Origin of the sequence: Asaia prunellae JCM 25354 (assembly GCF_000613885.1) — a bacterium.
Lineage (GTDB): Bacteria > Pseudomonadota > Alphaproteobacteria > Acetobacterales > Acetobacteraceae > Asaia > Asaia prunellae.
In genome coordinates this window covers 13270-27859 of sequence record NZ_BAJV01000007.1, presented here as the reverse complement: position 1 = coordinate 27859, position 14590 = coordinate 13270, and the positions used below count along the sequence as shown (strand labels likewise).

The following is a 14590-nucleotide window of genomic DNA, read 5'->3' as shown; positions in this document are numbered from 1 at the left end:
ACGAGGTCAATTCCTAGGTTTAGGACTTATGAGCAGAATATGACGGTTGCAGTAAAACAGATGGCCAAAAAGAACACGGTCGACCGTTGATCCATCAGCCAGACAGGCTATTCATCCATAGGCTCCTTGCAGAGCCTGGATCAGATTTCCGCTATCTGGTCGATGAAGCCAGAGCTTGGTCGAGATATATGAAAAACCTAACAGGATGAGCCAGATGACATTATCTGAATGCTTAGCAATGACTGACCTTCAAGAACACATGGATCTGAGCATAGATCAATATAAGCATCTCCACTTGTCCAACGCAGCTCCATCCCTTGCTCATACTCTCTCCAGCCTTTCGTATTTCTGGAGACAAGGTGATCATTCAAACTCCTGGTAGAATCACAGCTGAATAATTTGATATCTCCGACAAGCACGCCAAGTTGCCTTCGGTCGTCTACAAATGGGCCAATTGAATCACTTGGCCGGACAACCCTGGAATGTAACAACACATGATGCACGGACTCAGGCAACATAAATGTCACCCACTCCCCGCTTTGGCGCAGAGGTCTTATTACAGCCCCGGCCTCCGTTCTTAATGTCAATTCGGAATCTGACGCCTGTTGTCCAACAACTGGGCGAAAATCGGCGTGGAGCATCTTGGCTCGTTCCAATAGTTCATAAAACAAAGGCTCAACAAAATGACGCTCTGTCCGTAGGGGAGCAGCAGAATCATGCTCCCAATTCTTTCGTAGTTGTGGCGGTTGCGGAGTACTCGACCTGTTTGCAAATTGCTGAGAGTTACCTGTCGACAGATAACTCTCCGCTTTCAGACCATTGGCCCATATGACGGAGTGATCTTCAGTTTCGATATGATAATAGGTATAAGAAGATATATTGCTTTCGTAGCTAATAGTGCATCCATTAACAAGCATTCTGGCAGGCACAAATGATTTATTTATAAATATACAATGCTCGGAAGTTATGAATAGATCCGAATGAGGTATATTGTCAGAAATTGCATCCTTTTCTATTTTTATGGGATGATTACTTGAATCCCCCGGAATTCCATCTGTACAACAAGCAACTGACTTTCCAAGCCATTTAACTTTCTTACATATTTCAGTTAAACTGATCGGATCCCATACAGAGATAAGATCACCAATCTTCAGATCCTCTATCGCAACCTCGCCAGAGGGCGTTCTTATCTTGGTTCCAAGCAGATAGCATACCGTTCCTGAAAAACTCCATGACCCCCAAGGAGCGATAGAACCGGTAATTGTCTGATTCGGTGTTATATTTAGAGGATTTCCCGGGATTCTGTATTCTATAGCGGCATTATTGGTGGCTCCAATCCAGACTTCTATATGTGTTGTATCAGAAGCAGAATCGTATGTTTGCGTAGTTTTTCTGGCAATTGCAGAAGAGTTACTTGCATAGAAAGTAAATTTCGTTCCCACATCTGCATCAAACGTAAATATATATCGATTACCCTGGAATGCTCCTGCGCCGACAGTGGTTCTAATATCAGTTCCGGACGAACCAACATTAACAGTATAATATATATTCGTATTCCAGGTCTTTATCGGCAGAGAAGACGATCCTATATCAAAATAGTCTCCATCCACGTTATAATCGGTCTGAGAATTTACAAAGCTTACCATAATAGTTGCCTTTTATATTTTATATTTCAGAACGATTTGTTCCCAAACTCTATCTACTGTAATTCTGCACAACCCGGCGAGGTGGCTCTTGTGTTCCTCGATCGCGTCAACAACAGAAAGGGCGCTGATCTTACGGTCTCACCTAGCAAGGACATGACTGCTTTTCATCTCCTCTGAAGCATGGAAGGTTCCAGCCTTCTGCGGCTTGGACAGGAGCTTCACCATAAAAGAACCTGGTATCTCCTGCAGATGAGCCGGATCAAGGCTGCTCAGAGGATCTTTGGTAGCAACCAACCAGAGCAGGCTATGGGGAACATATTCAGTGTCTTCACCATACAATACCATAACGCGGATAATATGAGTCCTTGTTTTAATCTGCAAGGGTATATTTGGAAGATTCCAGAAATCCCAACATTATGAGGCCCACACCCTGCTTCTGTTTCCCTTGCGTTGTCTGGAGTAAGTAGATGATGACGCAGCTTTTTCTGTTGAATAGTGCGTGGCCCGCCTGTGCGTGACTGGTCGTCAGCTTGGAGCATTCGGTCCGCGTTTAGGATGTCAAAACGGTCTGGCCGTTTCGTTAATGTCTGCGACTGTTTTTCCCAGAAGCCACGGCTAACCTCGTGCTGATGACCGCCGCTTGCTTGGCGGCATCATCTGGTATACCACAACGGTCTGTGCTGGCGTGGTGCGCCCCGGGAATACAGTCCTCACTAGACGCTCCCTAATCGCAGGAAGCGTTGAGGCGACACTGGCATTTTCATACGCACGATCGCTAAGCTTCTTTATGACAGATGACCAATCGTCTTCTTCTCAGCCGTGCGCCTGGCTAGAGCGGCTATGGGGCCTGAGACCGGGCTCAGCTGTGTCTGAAAAACGTGGCCTCCGGGCCGAGAGCTTGCATATGTGCTCTTTTATGATTTTTAGTTCAATCCATAGAGTAATTGACGGGAAAATCGCGGTCGACGTCTTCGACTGGCACTCCATTCATCGTGGCGGCCCTGAATCCCGATCGCTGACAAAACTGAAGCGCAGAGGCATCGAAACGAGAGTTGCTCGAATGAGTGATCCGACAGTTATGGGGATTTCCGTCCCGGTCAACATTAACCTTGAGTACAAGATTTGCACTTTCTGCATTCTTGAAGGCGTCAAAAGGGTAGTAAGGGTTTGGACCGGAGATTCTTTTTGATTTGACAAACCCTGTGTCCGTATTCTTTGCCGGGATAGTGGCAGAACATGCCGGGAGCAGGGCAATGCTGAAAAAGAATAATCCTCTCTTGAAAAAGATCGCGTTCATTTATTTCCTGTTACTCTGTATGAAGTTCTTATCTTTAAGAATAGCCATATCCAAGGCTATTTTCCTATGATCCGGTATTTGTCTGCATTTCGTCAAGAGTCCGGTCGTTCTCCAGATTAGCCATGCTCTCACTCATTTCTCGGATTATCAAACAGGCCTGAGTACCAAAAATGACCTTCCTCAACTGCGATATTACCTTCGGAAAACCGTACCTGTAAAACGTCTCCAAGGCGGTAAGACTGATAGGAAGCGCGATCTCACCGAGCTTGAAAGCGGCGAAGAATAAATCCGGAATATAACTTCTGATGTACAAGGTAAAACTTACATGCATTATCCAATATAACACCAAATCAACCATGAATGTCTCACTTATTATGTATAGATATATATATAAATTATATAGTGTTTGTAGAATTAGAATCTATAGAACTAAAAAATACTATTTTGAGACACTCTCTGTCTCTCAATCAATGCCATATGGCAAGATCTATTACGTGCATCGATTTCCAGCGCAAACACTCTGGACTGTATGACAGGTTGTGCCCATAGACACAGAATACAGGCAATATTCCACACATAATAACAGTTGTTTGTTGTAATTTGCGATTCCTGGTGATTGTATGTTACCACAAATTTCAATGATATATCTCAATCATACGCGGTAAAAAAGTGAAATATCCGTTCGACAGTCTTCTGCTCGCCAAAGATCCCAAAACTCACAGCGCAAAGTATCTGCTGCACGCGATGACGTTGGTGTGTCTTACTTTTCCGGCTAATCAGGCTGTTGCTGCGACGGGCAAGCACCCGAAGCACTCAACCATTTCAGGCCCAGGCTCTGAAGCGAATGATGTCAAGGTACCGCCCAATAACGAGGAACAGGTCACGGTCACGGTCCGGCGACGTAGTGAACCTCTCCAGAAAGTTCCTGTTGCTACCTCTGTATTTACAGCCAGAGAGGCTACCAGAAACAATGTTCACGACCTGCAGGGGATACTCCAGTTCATTCCTTCTGCAAATTTTCGAACCAGTGCTTCATCCAAAGACAGAACTGTTTTCGTACGGGGCATAGGAACGATTTCCACATCGCCAGGTGTCGAGCCTTCTGTGTCTACTGTTCTCGATGGTGTTGTTCTGGCCCGTTCAGGCCAGGCAACCGCGGATCTCTTCGATCTTGAGCATATGGAGGTGCTGAGAGGACCTCAGGGCACGTTGTTTGGCAAAAATGCCTCGGCTGGCGCAGTAAATATTGTTACTGCGACACCGACAGAAGATTTTCATGCACATGCCGAGGCCTCTTACTTTTCCGGCGACGAATATCGTCTGAACGCTGGAGCGTCAGGCACACTTGTTCCCTCAAAGCTGACGGCAATAGGGTCCTTTCTGGTTGGTGGTTACACCGGCAATGTTCGCAACGTTTATAATAATGAAACGGTCAACGGATATCAGCATCGCGGAGCAAGAACCAAACTGGCGTGGACACCGGACGATCAGACGCGAATCACGCTGGGTCTGGACTACATGTATTCCAACGATTCCGTTCCAAATGGAGTTTTTTCCTCAACTTCACGTATTGCTTATCCAACAGGTACAGTGACGGGCAATGCAGCATTGGCAAAGGCTTTGAGTTCTGAAGGTATTAATCCCTCATCGAATAATACACGACTCAGTAATAATATTCTCAGCAAATCAGTCGACCATAATGGCGGCGCTTCTATCACACTTGATCGGAAAATTGACAGCTATAACCTAACTTCCATTTCTGCGTACCGGCGCTGGCAAAACACACAAAATCAGGACTATGATCAACTTTCCCAGGCCTATGGGTCCCTTCCGCAGTTGGCGGACCATGGATGGCTGGATTTCTGGCAAGCCTCGGAAGAGGTCCGTATTGCTTCCCCGAAAGGGCATTTCCTCGACTACGTAGCGGGTTTGTATTATTTACATACGTCTGATTCGGAAACGTATGATCGATCCTTGCAGCCTTATGGCGCAACACCTGTTGCCGGACGCGCCAGCTTCGGAACCACTGGAAATAACTATGCCGCTTTTGCAGAGGGTAACCTGAATTTCACAAGAAATTTCAGAGCCATTCTGGGACTTCGCCTCCTGAGAGACGATCTGGATTATCGCTTCAACCGTTCATCAACATCCGCCGCAGCGGTCACCGGCATTCGCACAGGTTTTTCTTCCAATGGCTCAACAGCCCATAACGGTTATGTTGACCGGATTGGCCTGCAATACGATCTCAGCCATGATATTCATGCCTATTTCACTTACTCGCATGGATATAAGGGGCCAGCATATAACGTATTTTTCAACATGCAGAATACTGATGCCAATTCCCTGAGACCAGAACAGAACAACAGTTTCGAAATAGGTATGAAATCCCAGTTTTTTCACCGTAGACTCACAGCAAATTTTTCGGCCTTCATTGAAAACTTCTCGAACTACCAGGCGAATTTTCTGGATTCTGTTGCAGGTGCAACTGTTACACGCCTCATCAATGCAGGAACAGTTTCCAGCAAAGGCGTAGAGGGTGATATCACCACGCATCCCTTTCGATATGTGACGATCGGGGGTAATTTTGCCTACACCTATGCAACGGTCGATCATTTCAACTGCCCTGCAGGTGCGCCTTTGTCCTGCAATGTGAATGGCCAGCCCCTGCCTTTTGCACCGCGCTGGAAAACTGTTCTGAATGCGGACTACACCCGGCCACTGAATGATCGTTTCACACTCTCACTGGATAGCGATTATACATGGCAGAGTCGTACTCAGTATTCCCTGACTGAAACGCCCGACACAATCCAGAAAGCATACGGGATCTGGAATCTCGGCACTACAATCGAAGACAAAAAGCATCGGCTCCGTCTGACATTGATCATGCGTAACGCTATCAATACGCATTACGCGTCCTACATAGGTTATGGCAGTCTGGGCGGTGTCGTGAACTGGCTTCCAAGAGATTATGGTCGCTATGGTGGCTTTACCTTGCGCAAGGACTTCTGAGCCGATGACCGCACGGTTCTCCCCTCCATACAAGAACGCAGTCGGGATCGAGACAACCAAAGGACAGCCTGTTCTCATACCGCTTCTGTTGTTTCTTATTAGTATCATTGCCTATGCAGATCGACAGATCATTGCTCTGCTGAAGCCTGAACTCGACCGTGTTTTTGGCTGGACCGCCGCAGATTATGCTTCCATTTCTTCATGGTCGCAGGTCATGATTGCCCTCAGCCTGCTGGCTAGTGGATGGCTTGTTGATCATCTGGGAATAAAGAGAACCTTGGGCATAGGTCTGACCGGGTGGAGCATTGCAACCATGCTGCATGCTGTGGTCCGCAGCGTAAGCGGATTTATGGCTGTTCGGATCGCGCTGGGGTTGTTTGAGGGGGTGGGTACGCCCGCCAGCATGAAAGCTCTCAGAACAACATTTCCCCGCGAAACTCAGGGGCGCATGATCGGTCTACTCAATGCGGCTCCCAATCTGGCAGCGATGGGTACGCCTTTGATCGTGGCTCTTCTCTTTCCTCTGCTGGGTTGGCGCGGCACGATCATCACAGTTGGGGTGTCAGGTCTGTTCTGTGCCTTCCTGTGGTTCCGCTTTGCTCGCGTAAAGGACAACGAGGTTCCTGTTCTGGCAACAGAGTACGCCGAAGACCCTCCCCTGCCCGCATGGCGCTTTGTTACAGGCTTTGCGCTTGGAAAATTTCTTACCGACCCGGTCTGGTGGTTCCTGCTGTTCTGGTTGCCAGACCTGCTCCATCGGCGCTTCGCACTTGAGCCGTCTTCGATGGGCCTTCCTCTCGCTATAGCCTATGGTATGGCAGGGCTTGGCTCAATTTTTGGTGGTTACGCCCCTGTTTTCCTGATGCGAACCGGATGCAAACATGAGACGGCACGACGCGTCATTATGGCCCTGGCCGCATTATGTGTACTACCACTCCCTCTCCTTATCACAACGTCTAGTCTTGCCCTCGGCATTGCAGTCTGCGGACTTGCTCTGGCTGCGCATCAGGTCTTCGCCACCAATCTTTTCGGGTTCATCACCGAATGGTCCCATACCCGGATGACTGGACGCGCAACGGGAGTTGGCGCATTTGCAGGAAATATCGGTGGCGCACTTATGCTTCATCTTCTGGGGCGTTTTGCCGCTCCGGATCAGTCGATGGGCCCTGTTTTTGCTTACTGCGCTGTGGCCTATATTCTGGGATGGTTTGTCCTGACCTTCTTCGCTCCTGTCCGAAAACTTCTGGCCAGGCCAGCTGATCCAACTCTTAACCGTCCAGTTCTGACAGTCTGACCATTCTTTTTTCCCGGGCGCTGATCTCTGCTGCAACGCCGAGTTTTACTGCCAGAAGACCATCTGCAGCTGTTACCTGAACGAATGCGCGTCCAGCGGCCGCATCCAGAAACGCCAGTAGTTGAAAATAAGTCGCTCCATGATGATGTCCAGCAGCCAGTACGTCATCATGAACTTCAATACTCTCCCGCATAACAGGCTTGGGCTCGCCTACAGCTACGCGGGGAGAGAAAACCTTGTTCCCTGACGGAATACCTACTTCCAGCTTTGCGTAATCACCGATTGCCACAAGTTGCTCCTGCTCCTCGGCCCCTTCTGCAAACATGCATAGATCCAGCATGGCGCGCACACCGTTATCAAAATCGACGATCGTATAACTGTTGTCGATGATATCTGGCACTTCTTCGTCATAACGCTCATTGAGATGGTTCACATCCGCGGCACCAGAACAGAAAACGCTGACTGGGTTGGCGCGTATGATGAAGTTCATGAGATCGAAGAAGTGGCAGCATTTTTCAACCATTGTACCGCCAGTATTACGGTTGAAACGGTTCCAGTCACCGACCTTGGCCAGAAAGGGAAAACGGTGTTCATGCAACGCCAGTCGTCGCAAGGTACCAATTCTGCCCTCATGGATATCTTCTATAAAACGTGAAACCGGCGGCATGAACCGGTATTCCATCCCTACCCAGAAAATACCTCTTCGCCCTTGTGTGAGTGTGACAATATTCGTCGCATCGACAATAGTGGTGCAGAGCGGTTTTTCACAGAGAATATGAAGATCCGTGTTGAGAAGCGGTAAAAGCACATCGTGATGCGTGTAATTCGGTGAAGCGATAATTACAGCGTCAGCGTCAGTCATTGCAAGCATGGATGGTATGTCCGTATAGGACGGAATATTGTCCGCTCCATCACCCCAGCTCGTCCGAAGGCTTTCTTTTGCCCAGACAATAGATGAGGGTTCAGGATCAACAAGAGCTACAACGCTTGTTCCAGGCACAAGTGCCAGATTGCGAATATGTTCCTGAGCCATAAGGCCGGTACCAACGAGAATAAAACGCATTTTTCGCCACACATCCAGTTGCTGTCGTAAAACTCCATATACAGCAATTCCTCAGCGTGTTAAGTCATGATAGAACTATATAAAACTGTGGTTTCGGACTTTTATATGCAAGCCTCTTCTGAATCGTTTCCGTCCTGTGAAGTAAGCTGGTTTTCGGCTCTGTGTGATGACGATTACGAATTTCTCGGTGTCCCGGACAAAAATCTGGAATCATCATGGGAGCATTGCCGCAACATTGTTCTGGGTGCTGAAAAAGGTGGGTTTGACCGTATCTTGCTTCCGTCAGGATACAGCCTGGGGCTGGATACAATGGCCTTTGCAGGAGGTATGGCCCCACTGCTGCGCTGCCTTAAACTGCTGACGGCCATTCGCTGCGGAGAAGTCTGGGCACCTCAGCAGGCAAGACAGATTGCTACACTCGACCAGATGCTTGAAGGCCGCCTCGATATCAATATCATCTCATCGGATCTTCCCGGCGAGACACTGGAAAGCGCACCACGATACAGGCGCACACTGGAATTCATGCAGATCCTGCGCGCCCTGCTGAGCGGTCAATCCGTGGATACTGATGGAGAGTTCCACAAATTTTCTGTCACTCCACCTCGCTTACAGGGTTATGGCGGTAAGTCTCCCCTTTTCTACTTTGGTGGCCTTTCTGAAGCAGCGAGAGAAACAGCAGCTGCAGCGGCAGACGTCTATCTGATGTGGCCCGATACTCTCGAAGGAGTTGAGAGTGTTCTCTCTGACATGCGTGTTCGAGCTGCCCGGCATGGTCGCAATCTGAGGTTTGGCTACCGCGTGCACGTCATTGTCCGGGATACCGAAAGGGAAGCCCGCAAAGCAGCATCCCGTCTGGTTTCCAGGTTGGATGCATCAGCAGGGGATCGTATCCGCAACCGATCACTGGACGCTGTAACGGCCGGGGTGCTGCATCAGAGTGCCCTGCGTGATCGAGCAGACAGCGAGGGGTACGTTGAAGATATTCTCTGGACCGGCATCGGTCGCGCTCGCTCTGGATGCGGGGCGGCCTTGGTCGGCAATCCTGACCAGATACTGGCCAGGCTTCGCGCTTATCAGGAGCTTGGAATGGAGGCTTTCATTCTTTCGGGCTATCCTCATCAAGTCGAATGTGATCTTTTTGCCCGGCACGTACTGCCATTTCTGAACCACACGCCATTATCCCGGTTCAACTGAGATTTGTACTACGAGACATCCGAAAGGAAAGCCCATGAGCTGGACTGTGAACCCCTCCCGTTATGATGCAGCGACCTTCCGTCGTTGTGGTGGCTCTGGCCTTGATCTTCCCCCCATCTCGCTAGGTCTGTGGCACAATTTCGGGGGGATTGATGTGTTTGAGACCGGTCGTGCCGTGATCAGGCGTGCTTTCGATTGCGGGGTGACCCATTTTGATCTAGCTAACAACTACGGGCCTCCATACGGTTCTGCAGAAGAAAACTTCGGTACAATACTGAAGAAAGATTTTTCGGCACACCGTGATGAGATGATCATTTCCTCGAAGGCCGGTTGGGATATGTGGCCTGGTCCCTATGGCAACGGCGGATCACGCAAATATCTGCTGGCCTCCCTTGATCAGAGCCTGCGACGAATGGATCTCGACTATGTCGATATCTTTTATTCTCATCGCCCTACACCGGACGTTCCTCTGGAAGAAACGATGGGTGCCCTCGTGCAGATGCATCGTCAGGGAAAGGCACTTTATGTTGGTATCTCATCCTATGGTCCGGAGAGAACAAGGCAGGCAGCTGCCATCCTGAAGGCTGAAGGCGTACCACTCCTCATTCACCAGCCTTCTTATTCGATGCTCAACCGCTGGGTTGAGGTGGAACTGTTGGATACGCTGGAAAATCTCGGTGTTGGATGTATTGCCTTTTCGCCGCTTGCCCAGGGACTTCTCACTGACAAATATCTCAATGGAGTACCCGAAAACTCCCGCGCCGCCATTGGAGACTCGTTCGTCCGTACAATGCTATCGGATGACAATATCTCACATGTTCGGGCTCTGAATGATATTGCGCAGAAACGCGGGCAGTCCCTGGCACAGATGGCGATTGCCTGGATCCTGCGCGATTCCCGGGTTACATCAGCCTTATCGGTGCGCGCAATATTCAGCAGCTTGACGATTCACTCGATGCACTGAAAAATCAGTCTTTCAGCTCGGATGAACTGGCTCTGATCGATCAATATGCCCGAGAAGGAAATATAGACTTGTGGCGTGATCTATCAAATTAGATTTTACATCCCAATAAATTGGGCCTTGGATTGATTGTGGCTTTTTTTGGGGGGCAGCTGATATTTCGGTTGCGCGCTAGATGGTGATAAAGTTCAAGGTGGTAGAGGATTTTGAGCTTCTGTTCCCGGATCTGAGTGACCGCAAGGTTTAAGAGATCCGTTTCCAGTAAGTGATGGGCATCTTAATATAAGTAATTGAAAAATTGGAATCTGGATGTCCATCTTACTTTTTTTGAAAATGAAGAAAAATTTCATAAATATACCTTGGTATATATTTAATACAAAATTATTTAAGGAATAAGCATTTTGGATAGAACGTACATCCCTTAAGGAGCATTGAGACATCTATCGGAAACTTGGAGGAAGTCTCAATAAACGGAGTGAATGTGCATTTCTCTAGGTGAAACCAGACCTCACTTCATGCAGGAAATATCGTTATCCCGAAAAACACCAGATGTTAACTTTGGTACAGTAGTTACTCTTTATCGAGGTGAGAGCAAATCAAAACTCTTACGATTCCTGCGAGAGCAAAGTTGAAAGATGGACAAGGTCTGGAGCGAGCAAAAATGGTTAGACGAGATCGATATGATGTCGTCCGCATTGGAGTTTTATAATTCCTTACTACTTGCTCAAATCCAATGTGAGTCAGAGCTGCTAGATCAATCAGAGTTTTCTCCTGAGATGCTCCAAGGTAAAGCGCAAGAGATAAATCCGCTGATGACCGATTTATCAAGTTGGTTCAATATATAAAAGATTCAGAAAACCCTTGTCTTTGTCTATAGTTTCGTCCGCTCTACAGCGCTCAAAAAAGTAGAGCATGTGGCAAAAAAGGTTTCCGGTTGGACGGCTTGAGCAGATGATATCATATTCTCTGTCTGTTAGTCCGCCAACCGTGCATGTTATGTCAGTAAAGTGTTATTCGCGGCAAACCAGAATAGATTTCACCACGAAATAGCTGAAATGGCATTGGCCGGTGAGCCGTCGATCAAACCCTGACTGGTCACAAGATAGACAACAGCACTCTGCTCCGGATCGATCATTCTCGTGATAATAAGATTTGTGAACATAAAAGAATTTCGCAGCTTCGTAATGTTCTGCTGCTTGGGCAACTTGGAAATATCTGGCTGGAAATCGCCATTTTTTACGCAGGCAAGCGAAAAACGAGTTGGATTTCTTGCGACCCCGATCGCCCCCTTGATCCCCCCGGTCTGGGCTCTTGAAAGATAGCATGTGACGGACAGATCCGGATCCCTGAAGGATGAAACCTGAACATCATGCGATCCGAACAGATGGAACGATGTGTTTACTCCGCCGAGCGTTGTGGCCGTTTCGGCAAAGGCGGCGCCCGTAGCTAAGCCGGCCAGAAAAAAAACAAACGTCATACGGCGTAGAGTAGATACAGAAAAAAGGTTCATCACTTTCCTGTTCAATAAGAAGGATCCTTCTGCAGGATCTGGCAACCCCAATAAGTAACCAACGTTTGGTTGATCGATGTCAGACAGCATGGTCTTTTCTACTTCAGCTGGAATCGCTTATCCAGTCAGATCAAGTGGTCCTATTCTTTGATAAGTATTTGCTAGGTGACCGTAACCTCATATAGCGGATTTTTTGCAATTCCGTTTCAAGTATGGCCAGGGCATCGTGGTATCGTTTATGCAGAATGACTTATCGTTAGACCCAGAACATATTGATACAAGGCGATTAGTCTCGCTAACCGTAATGGCCTTTGCTGGCATGATATTCTCTGGGAATATCGATCCATACGAAACGCCTTACAACCTCTGGAAGCAATGGAGTGCTATGAGAATAGTCATCCATGTAATGGACGGACTGATAGCAGCGAAGACATAACCTCAGGCTGTCATGATTGATGCAGCCTGTCTCAAGGCATATCGTACGGCTTCAGGCTTACAGGTAAAAAGGGTTTCCAAACCGTCTGGTCGGACGCACAAAAGGTAGGATGAATACAAAGCTGCATGCTGTCATTGACAGGAACGCATGTCCGCCAAACTTCTTTTATAACAGCAGGTCAGATCAGTGATTACACCAATGCGGCACATTTTCCGGACAGTCTCCCGCCAGTTGAATAGATACAGGCTGACCAAGGTCATGACGCTGACTGGCTCAGGGATCGAATCCTGCATTCCGGGGCAAAATCTCGCTGGTGTTAGGTCTTGGATTGTTCTGGTCAGAAAGTCGGACAAGGAAAATCGCGTGCACGGATAAGGTAGGTGCACCGCCATCCTTGCAGAACTACCGTACGAAACCGGAAATCGCGCTAGTACTGCAAGCACATATTTCGGCTGTGTTCCGATCAATACCGGTTATAGGTTATTATCCTTATTCTGAGATATTCTGGCCTAAGATTGTATAGATACGATAAAGTTTTACAGTATTATTTATATGCATTATTCCTGAAATATTATACCTTTTTTTATATATCCGTACAATGTTCAATGCCACTTTCTTAAGGCTAGAAATTGTTTATAATAAGGTATATTAGTGAGACATTGTATGTAAATTCTTACGGTAGTAAAATAGAATATATTATTTTGTTCGGACTTTTGTTAAAACATTTCAAATTTCAACGACGGAGAGCCTGTATCGAGAAAGTCATGCGATATTCCGTTCCTGATTCGGAAGATATTTCTAGGGTGGCGCCTAATTGTCTTCCAAAACCACGTACCAGTTGCAGGCCAATACCTTCTCGTTTGTCGACGTCGTTTGGCGAGGCATTTGCGAGCCCTACACCGTCATCCCTGATAATGAGGAGCGCATTGTCCTCTACCCGATGCAATCCGATGAAAACAGAACCAGCACGTTCGTCGGGAAAAGCGTAGCGCAAAGCATTCGTCACGACCTCGGTAACAATCAAGGCAAGTGGGACTGCCTGATCTGGCGTGATAGGCATGGTTTCGACATTGAGTGACAGACTGATGCGACCACGATTGATGCGGTTGTTGGCGGTAAATATCTGACTTGCAAGCTCCTCTAGAAAAGCTCGTATATCGAGTGTCGACAAACCCCCTTCGGGGTAAAGATGTCGATGCAGGGTCGCCAATGACCGAACGCGATCCCTGACAAGATGAAACTCCTCGCGGGCTTCAGGCAGCTTGATTCTGTTGGCTTGCAGGTTCAGCAGGGAGGCAACGATCTGCAAGTTGTTTTTAACTCGATGATGAATTTCCTTGATGAGCAGGTCCTGCTGTTTTGCTGCTCTTTGGAGACGGGCCTCATGCCGATCGACCGTCTTGTCGCGCGACTGAATGCGCGCTCCATCTGGCGTATTTCAAGAGGCAATGCGTGCGGCAGATCAGGTTGAAATGTGCCGTGTCGACGCCAGTCGCAACGCTGATTGCCAATTTTTCCAGAGGTTCGACCAGATATCTTTGCGCTGCAAGAGCGACAAGCAGTAACTCAACGATCAGGATCAGGACAATCAACGTCACCCGAGCCAGAAAAAGCTGTAGTGCCCGCGTTTCAGCGATGCTTCGTGCAGAGACTGCGACTATACATGCAGGGCCATATCCTGGGCCAAGTGTGTAATAAATACCGCCAACCTGAAAATGATCGAGATGCCGGTTCGCTTTGAGGTCCATATTCAGGCGAGTAAGCGCTGATGGAGACCAAGGGGTAGCTAGTTTCTGATTGGGTGTAAGAGCGACGGGCGTGGCCTCTCCTGTATAAAGCCAAAGATCGGTCGCACCATCTTCAGGATCAGTGGCAGGATGCACGTATTCAGCCGAATTGACCAAATGAGAATTGACCAGCGGCCGAGTTGCCACTAGCTGGCCTGGACTAACACTTCCAGTCCGGTCGATGTAATTGAGCGGTACAGCAATCCGCAGAACTGGCACGTCACCCTGCAGAAGAATTTTTACATCGGAGGGAACACCTACAGCTCCCTGTTTCCTGATCTGTGTTTCAGGAGTGGGGGTTTCTTCCCCACCACAAAAATCAGGATGATTGTCCTGATGGGGCAAGGAAGAGACAGCCCTGCCATCACGGTCGATGAGTTCGAGAGAACAATA

The 14590-nt window shown here is 48.2% G+C and carries 9 protein-coding genes and 1 pseudogene; 4 read left to right on the top strand and 6 right to left on the bottom strand.

Translation table 11 applies throughout. From position 1 onward, the window contains the following. Positions 1-197: 197 nt before the first annotated feature. Together JCM25354_RS20635 and JCM25354_RS07095 are read right to left on the bottom strand one after the other, a co-directional pair. Positions 198-1646, bottom strand: a complete 1449-nt coding sequence (locus tag JCM25354_RS20635) for a Hint domain-containing protein (RefSeq protein WP_084294664.1) — start codon at positions 1644-1646, stop codon at positions 198-200. A 928-nt stretch (positions 1647-2574) separates the two neighbouring features. Continuing rightward, on the bottom strand, positions 2575-2943 hold the full coding sequence (locus JCM25354_RS07095) for an energy transducer TonB (RefSeq protein ID WP_025885495.1): 369 nt from the start codon (positions 2941-2943) through the stop codon (positions 2575-2577). A gap of 669 nt (positions 2944-3612) precedes the next feature. Here JCM25354_RS07095 and JCM25354_RS07085 point away from each other — a divergent pair. Then, complete coding sequence (locus JCM25354_RS07085; RefSeq protein ID WP_025885493.1) at positions 3613-5952, top strand: TonB-dependent receptor; 2340 nt, start codon at positions 3613-3615, stop codon at positions 5950-5952. 4 nt (positions 5953-5956) lie between these two features. Continuing rightward, positions 5957-7246 carry an MFS transporter gene (locus JCM25354_RS07080; protein ID WP_025885492.1) on the top strand — a complete coding sequence of 430 codons (1290 nt, stop codon included), beginning with the start codon at positions 5957-5959 and terminating at the stop codon, positions 7244-7246. Here the strand turns inward: JCM25354_RS07080 and JCM25354_RS07075 are convergent. Beyond that, positions 7221-8309, bottom strand: a complete 1089-nt coding sequence (locus JCM25354_RS07075) for a Gfo/Idh/MocA family protein (protein WP_025885491.1) — start codon at positions 8307-8309, stop codon at positions 7221-7223. The two genes, JCM25354_RS07080 and JCM25354_RS07075, sit on opposite strands and share 26 nt — an antisense overlap. Before the next feature lie 105 nt (positions 8310-8414). Between JCM25354_RS07075 and JCM25354_RS07070 the strand changes: the two genes are divergently transcribed. After that, positions 8415-9503: an LLM class flavin-dependent oxidoreductase gene (locus tag JCM25354_RS07070; protein WP_025885490.1), complete on the top strand. Its 1089-nt coding sequence runs from the start codon at positions 8415-8417 to the stop codon at positions 9501-9503. 34 nt (positions 9504-9537) lie between these two features. Next, positions 9538-10559 (top strand): annotated as a pseudogene (gene mgrA / locus JCM25354_RS17320) (L-glyceraldehyde 3-phosphate reductase). 941 nt (positions 10560-11500) lie between these two features. On the opposite strand, the gene JCM25354_RS07055 reads toward mgrA, so the two are convergent. The 3 genes from JCM25354_RS07055 to JCM25354_RS20060 form a co-directional block, all read right to left on the bottom strand. Further along, entirely contained in the window at positions 11501-12064 is a 564-nt protein-coding gene (locus tag JCM25354_RS07055) for a CreA family protein (protein ID WP_084294663.1), read from the bottom strand. Positions 12065-13143: 1079 nt separating this feature from the next. After that, positions 13144-13743, bottom strand: a complete 600-nt coding sequence (locus JCM25354_RS20065) for a sensor histidine kinase (protein WP_279379556.1) — start codon at positions 13741-13743, stop codon at positions 13144-13146. 49 nt (positions 13744-13792) lie between these two features. Further along, on the bottom strand, positions 13793-14542 hold the full coding sequence (locus JCM25354_RS20060) for a hypothetical protein (RefSeq protein ID WP_148301425.1): 750 nt from the start codon (positions 14540-14542) through the stop codon (positions 13793-13795). Positions 14543-14590: the final 48 nt, after the last annotated feature.

Coding starts and splice junctions, on each gene's coding strand:
- JCM25354_RS07095 (WP_025885495.1), bottom strand. CDS start 2,943: ATGAACGCGATCTTTTTCAAGAGAGGATTATTCTTTTTCAGCATTGCC.
- JCM25354_RS07075 (WP_025885491.1), bottom strand. CDS start 8,309: ATGCGTTTTATTCTCGTTGGTACCGGCCTTATGGCTCAGGAACATATT.
- JCM25354_RS07080 (WP_025885492.1), top strand. CDS start 5,957: ATGACCGCACGGTTCTCCCCTCCATACAAGAACGCAGTCGGGATCGAG.
- JCM25354_RS20635 (WP_084294664.1), bottom strand. CDS start 1,646: ATGGTAAGCTTTGTAAATTCTCAGACCGATTATAACGTGGATGGAGAC.
- JCM25354_RS07070 (WP_025885490.1), top strand. CDS start 8,415: ATGCAAGCCTCTTCTGAATCGTTTCCGTCCTGTGAAGTAAGCTGGTTT.
- JCM25354_RS07055 (WP_084294663.1), bottom strand. CDS start 12,064: ATGCTGTCTGACATCGATCAACCAAACGTTGGTTACTTATTGGGGTTG.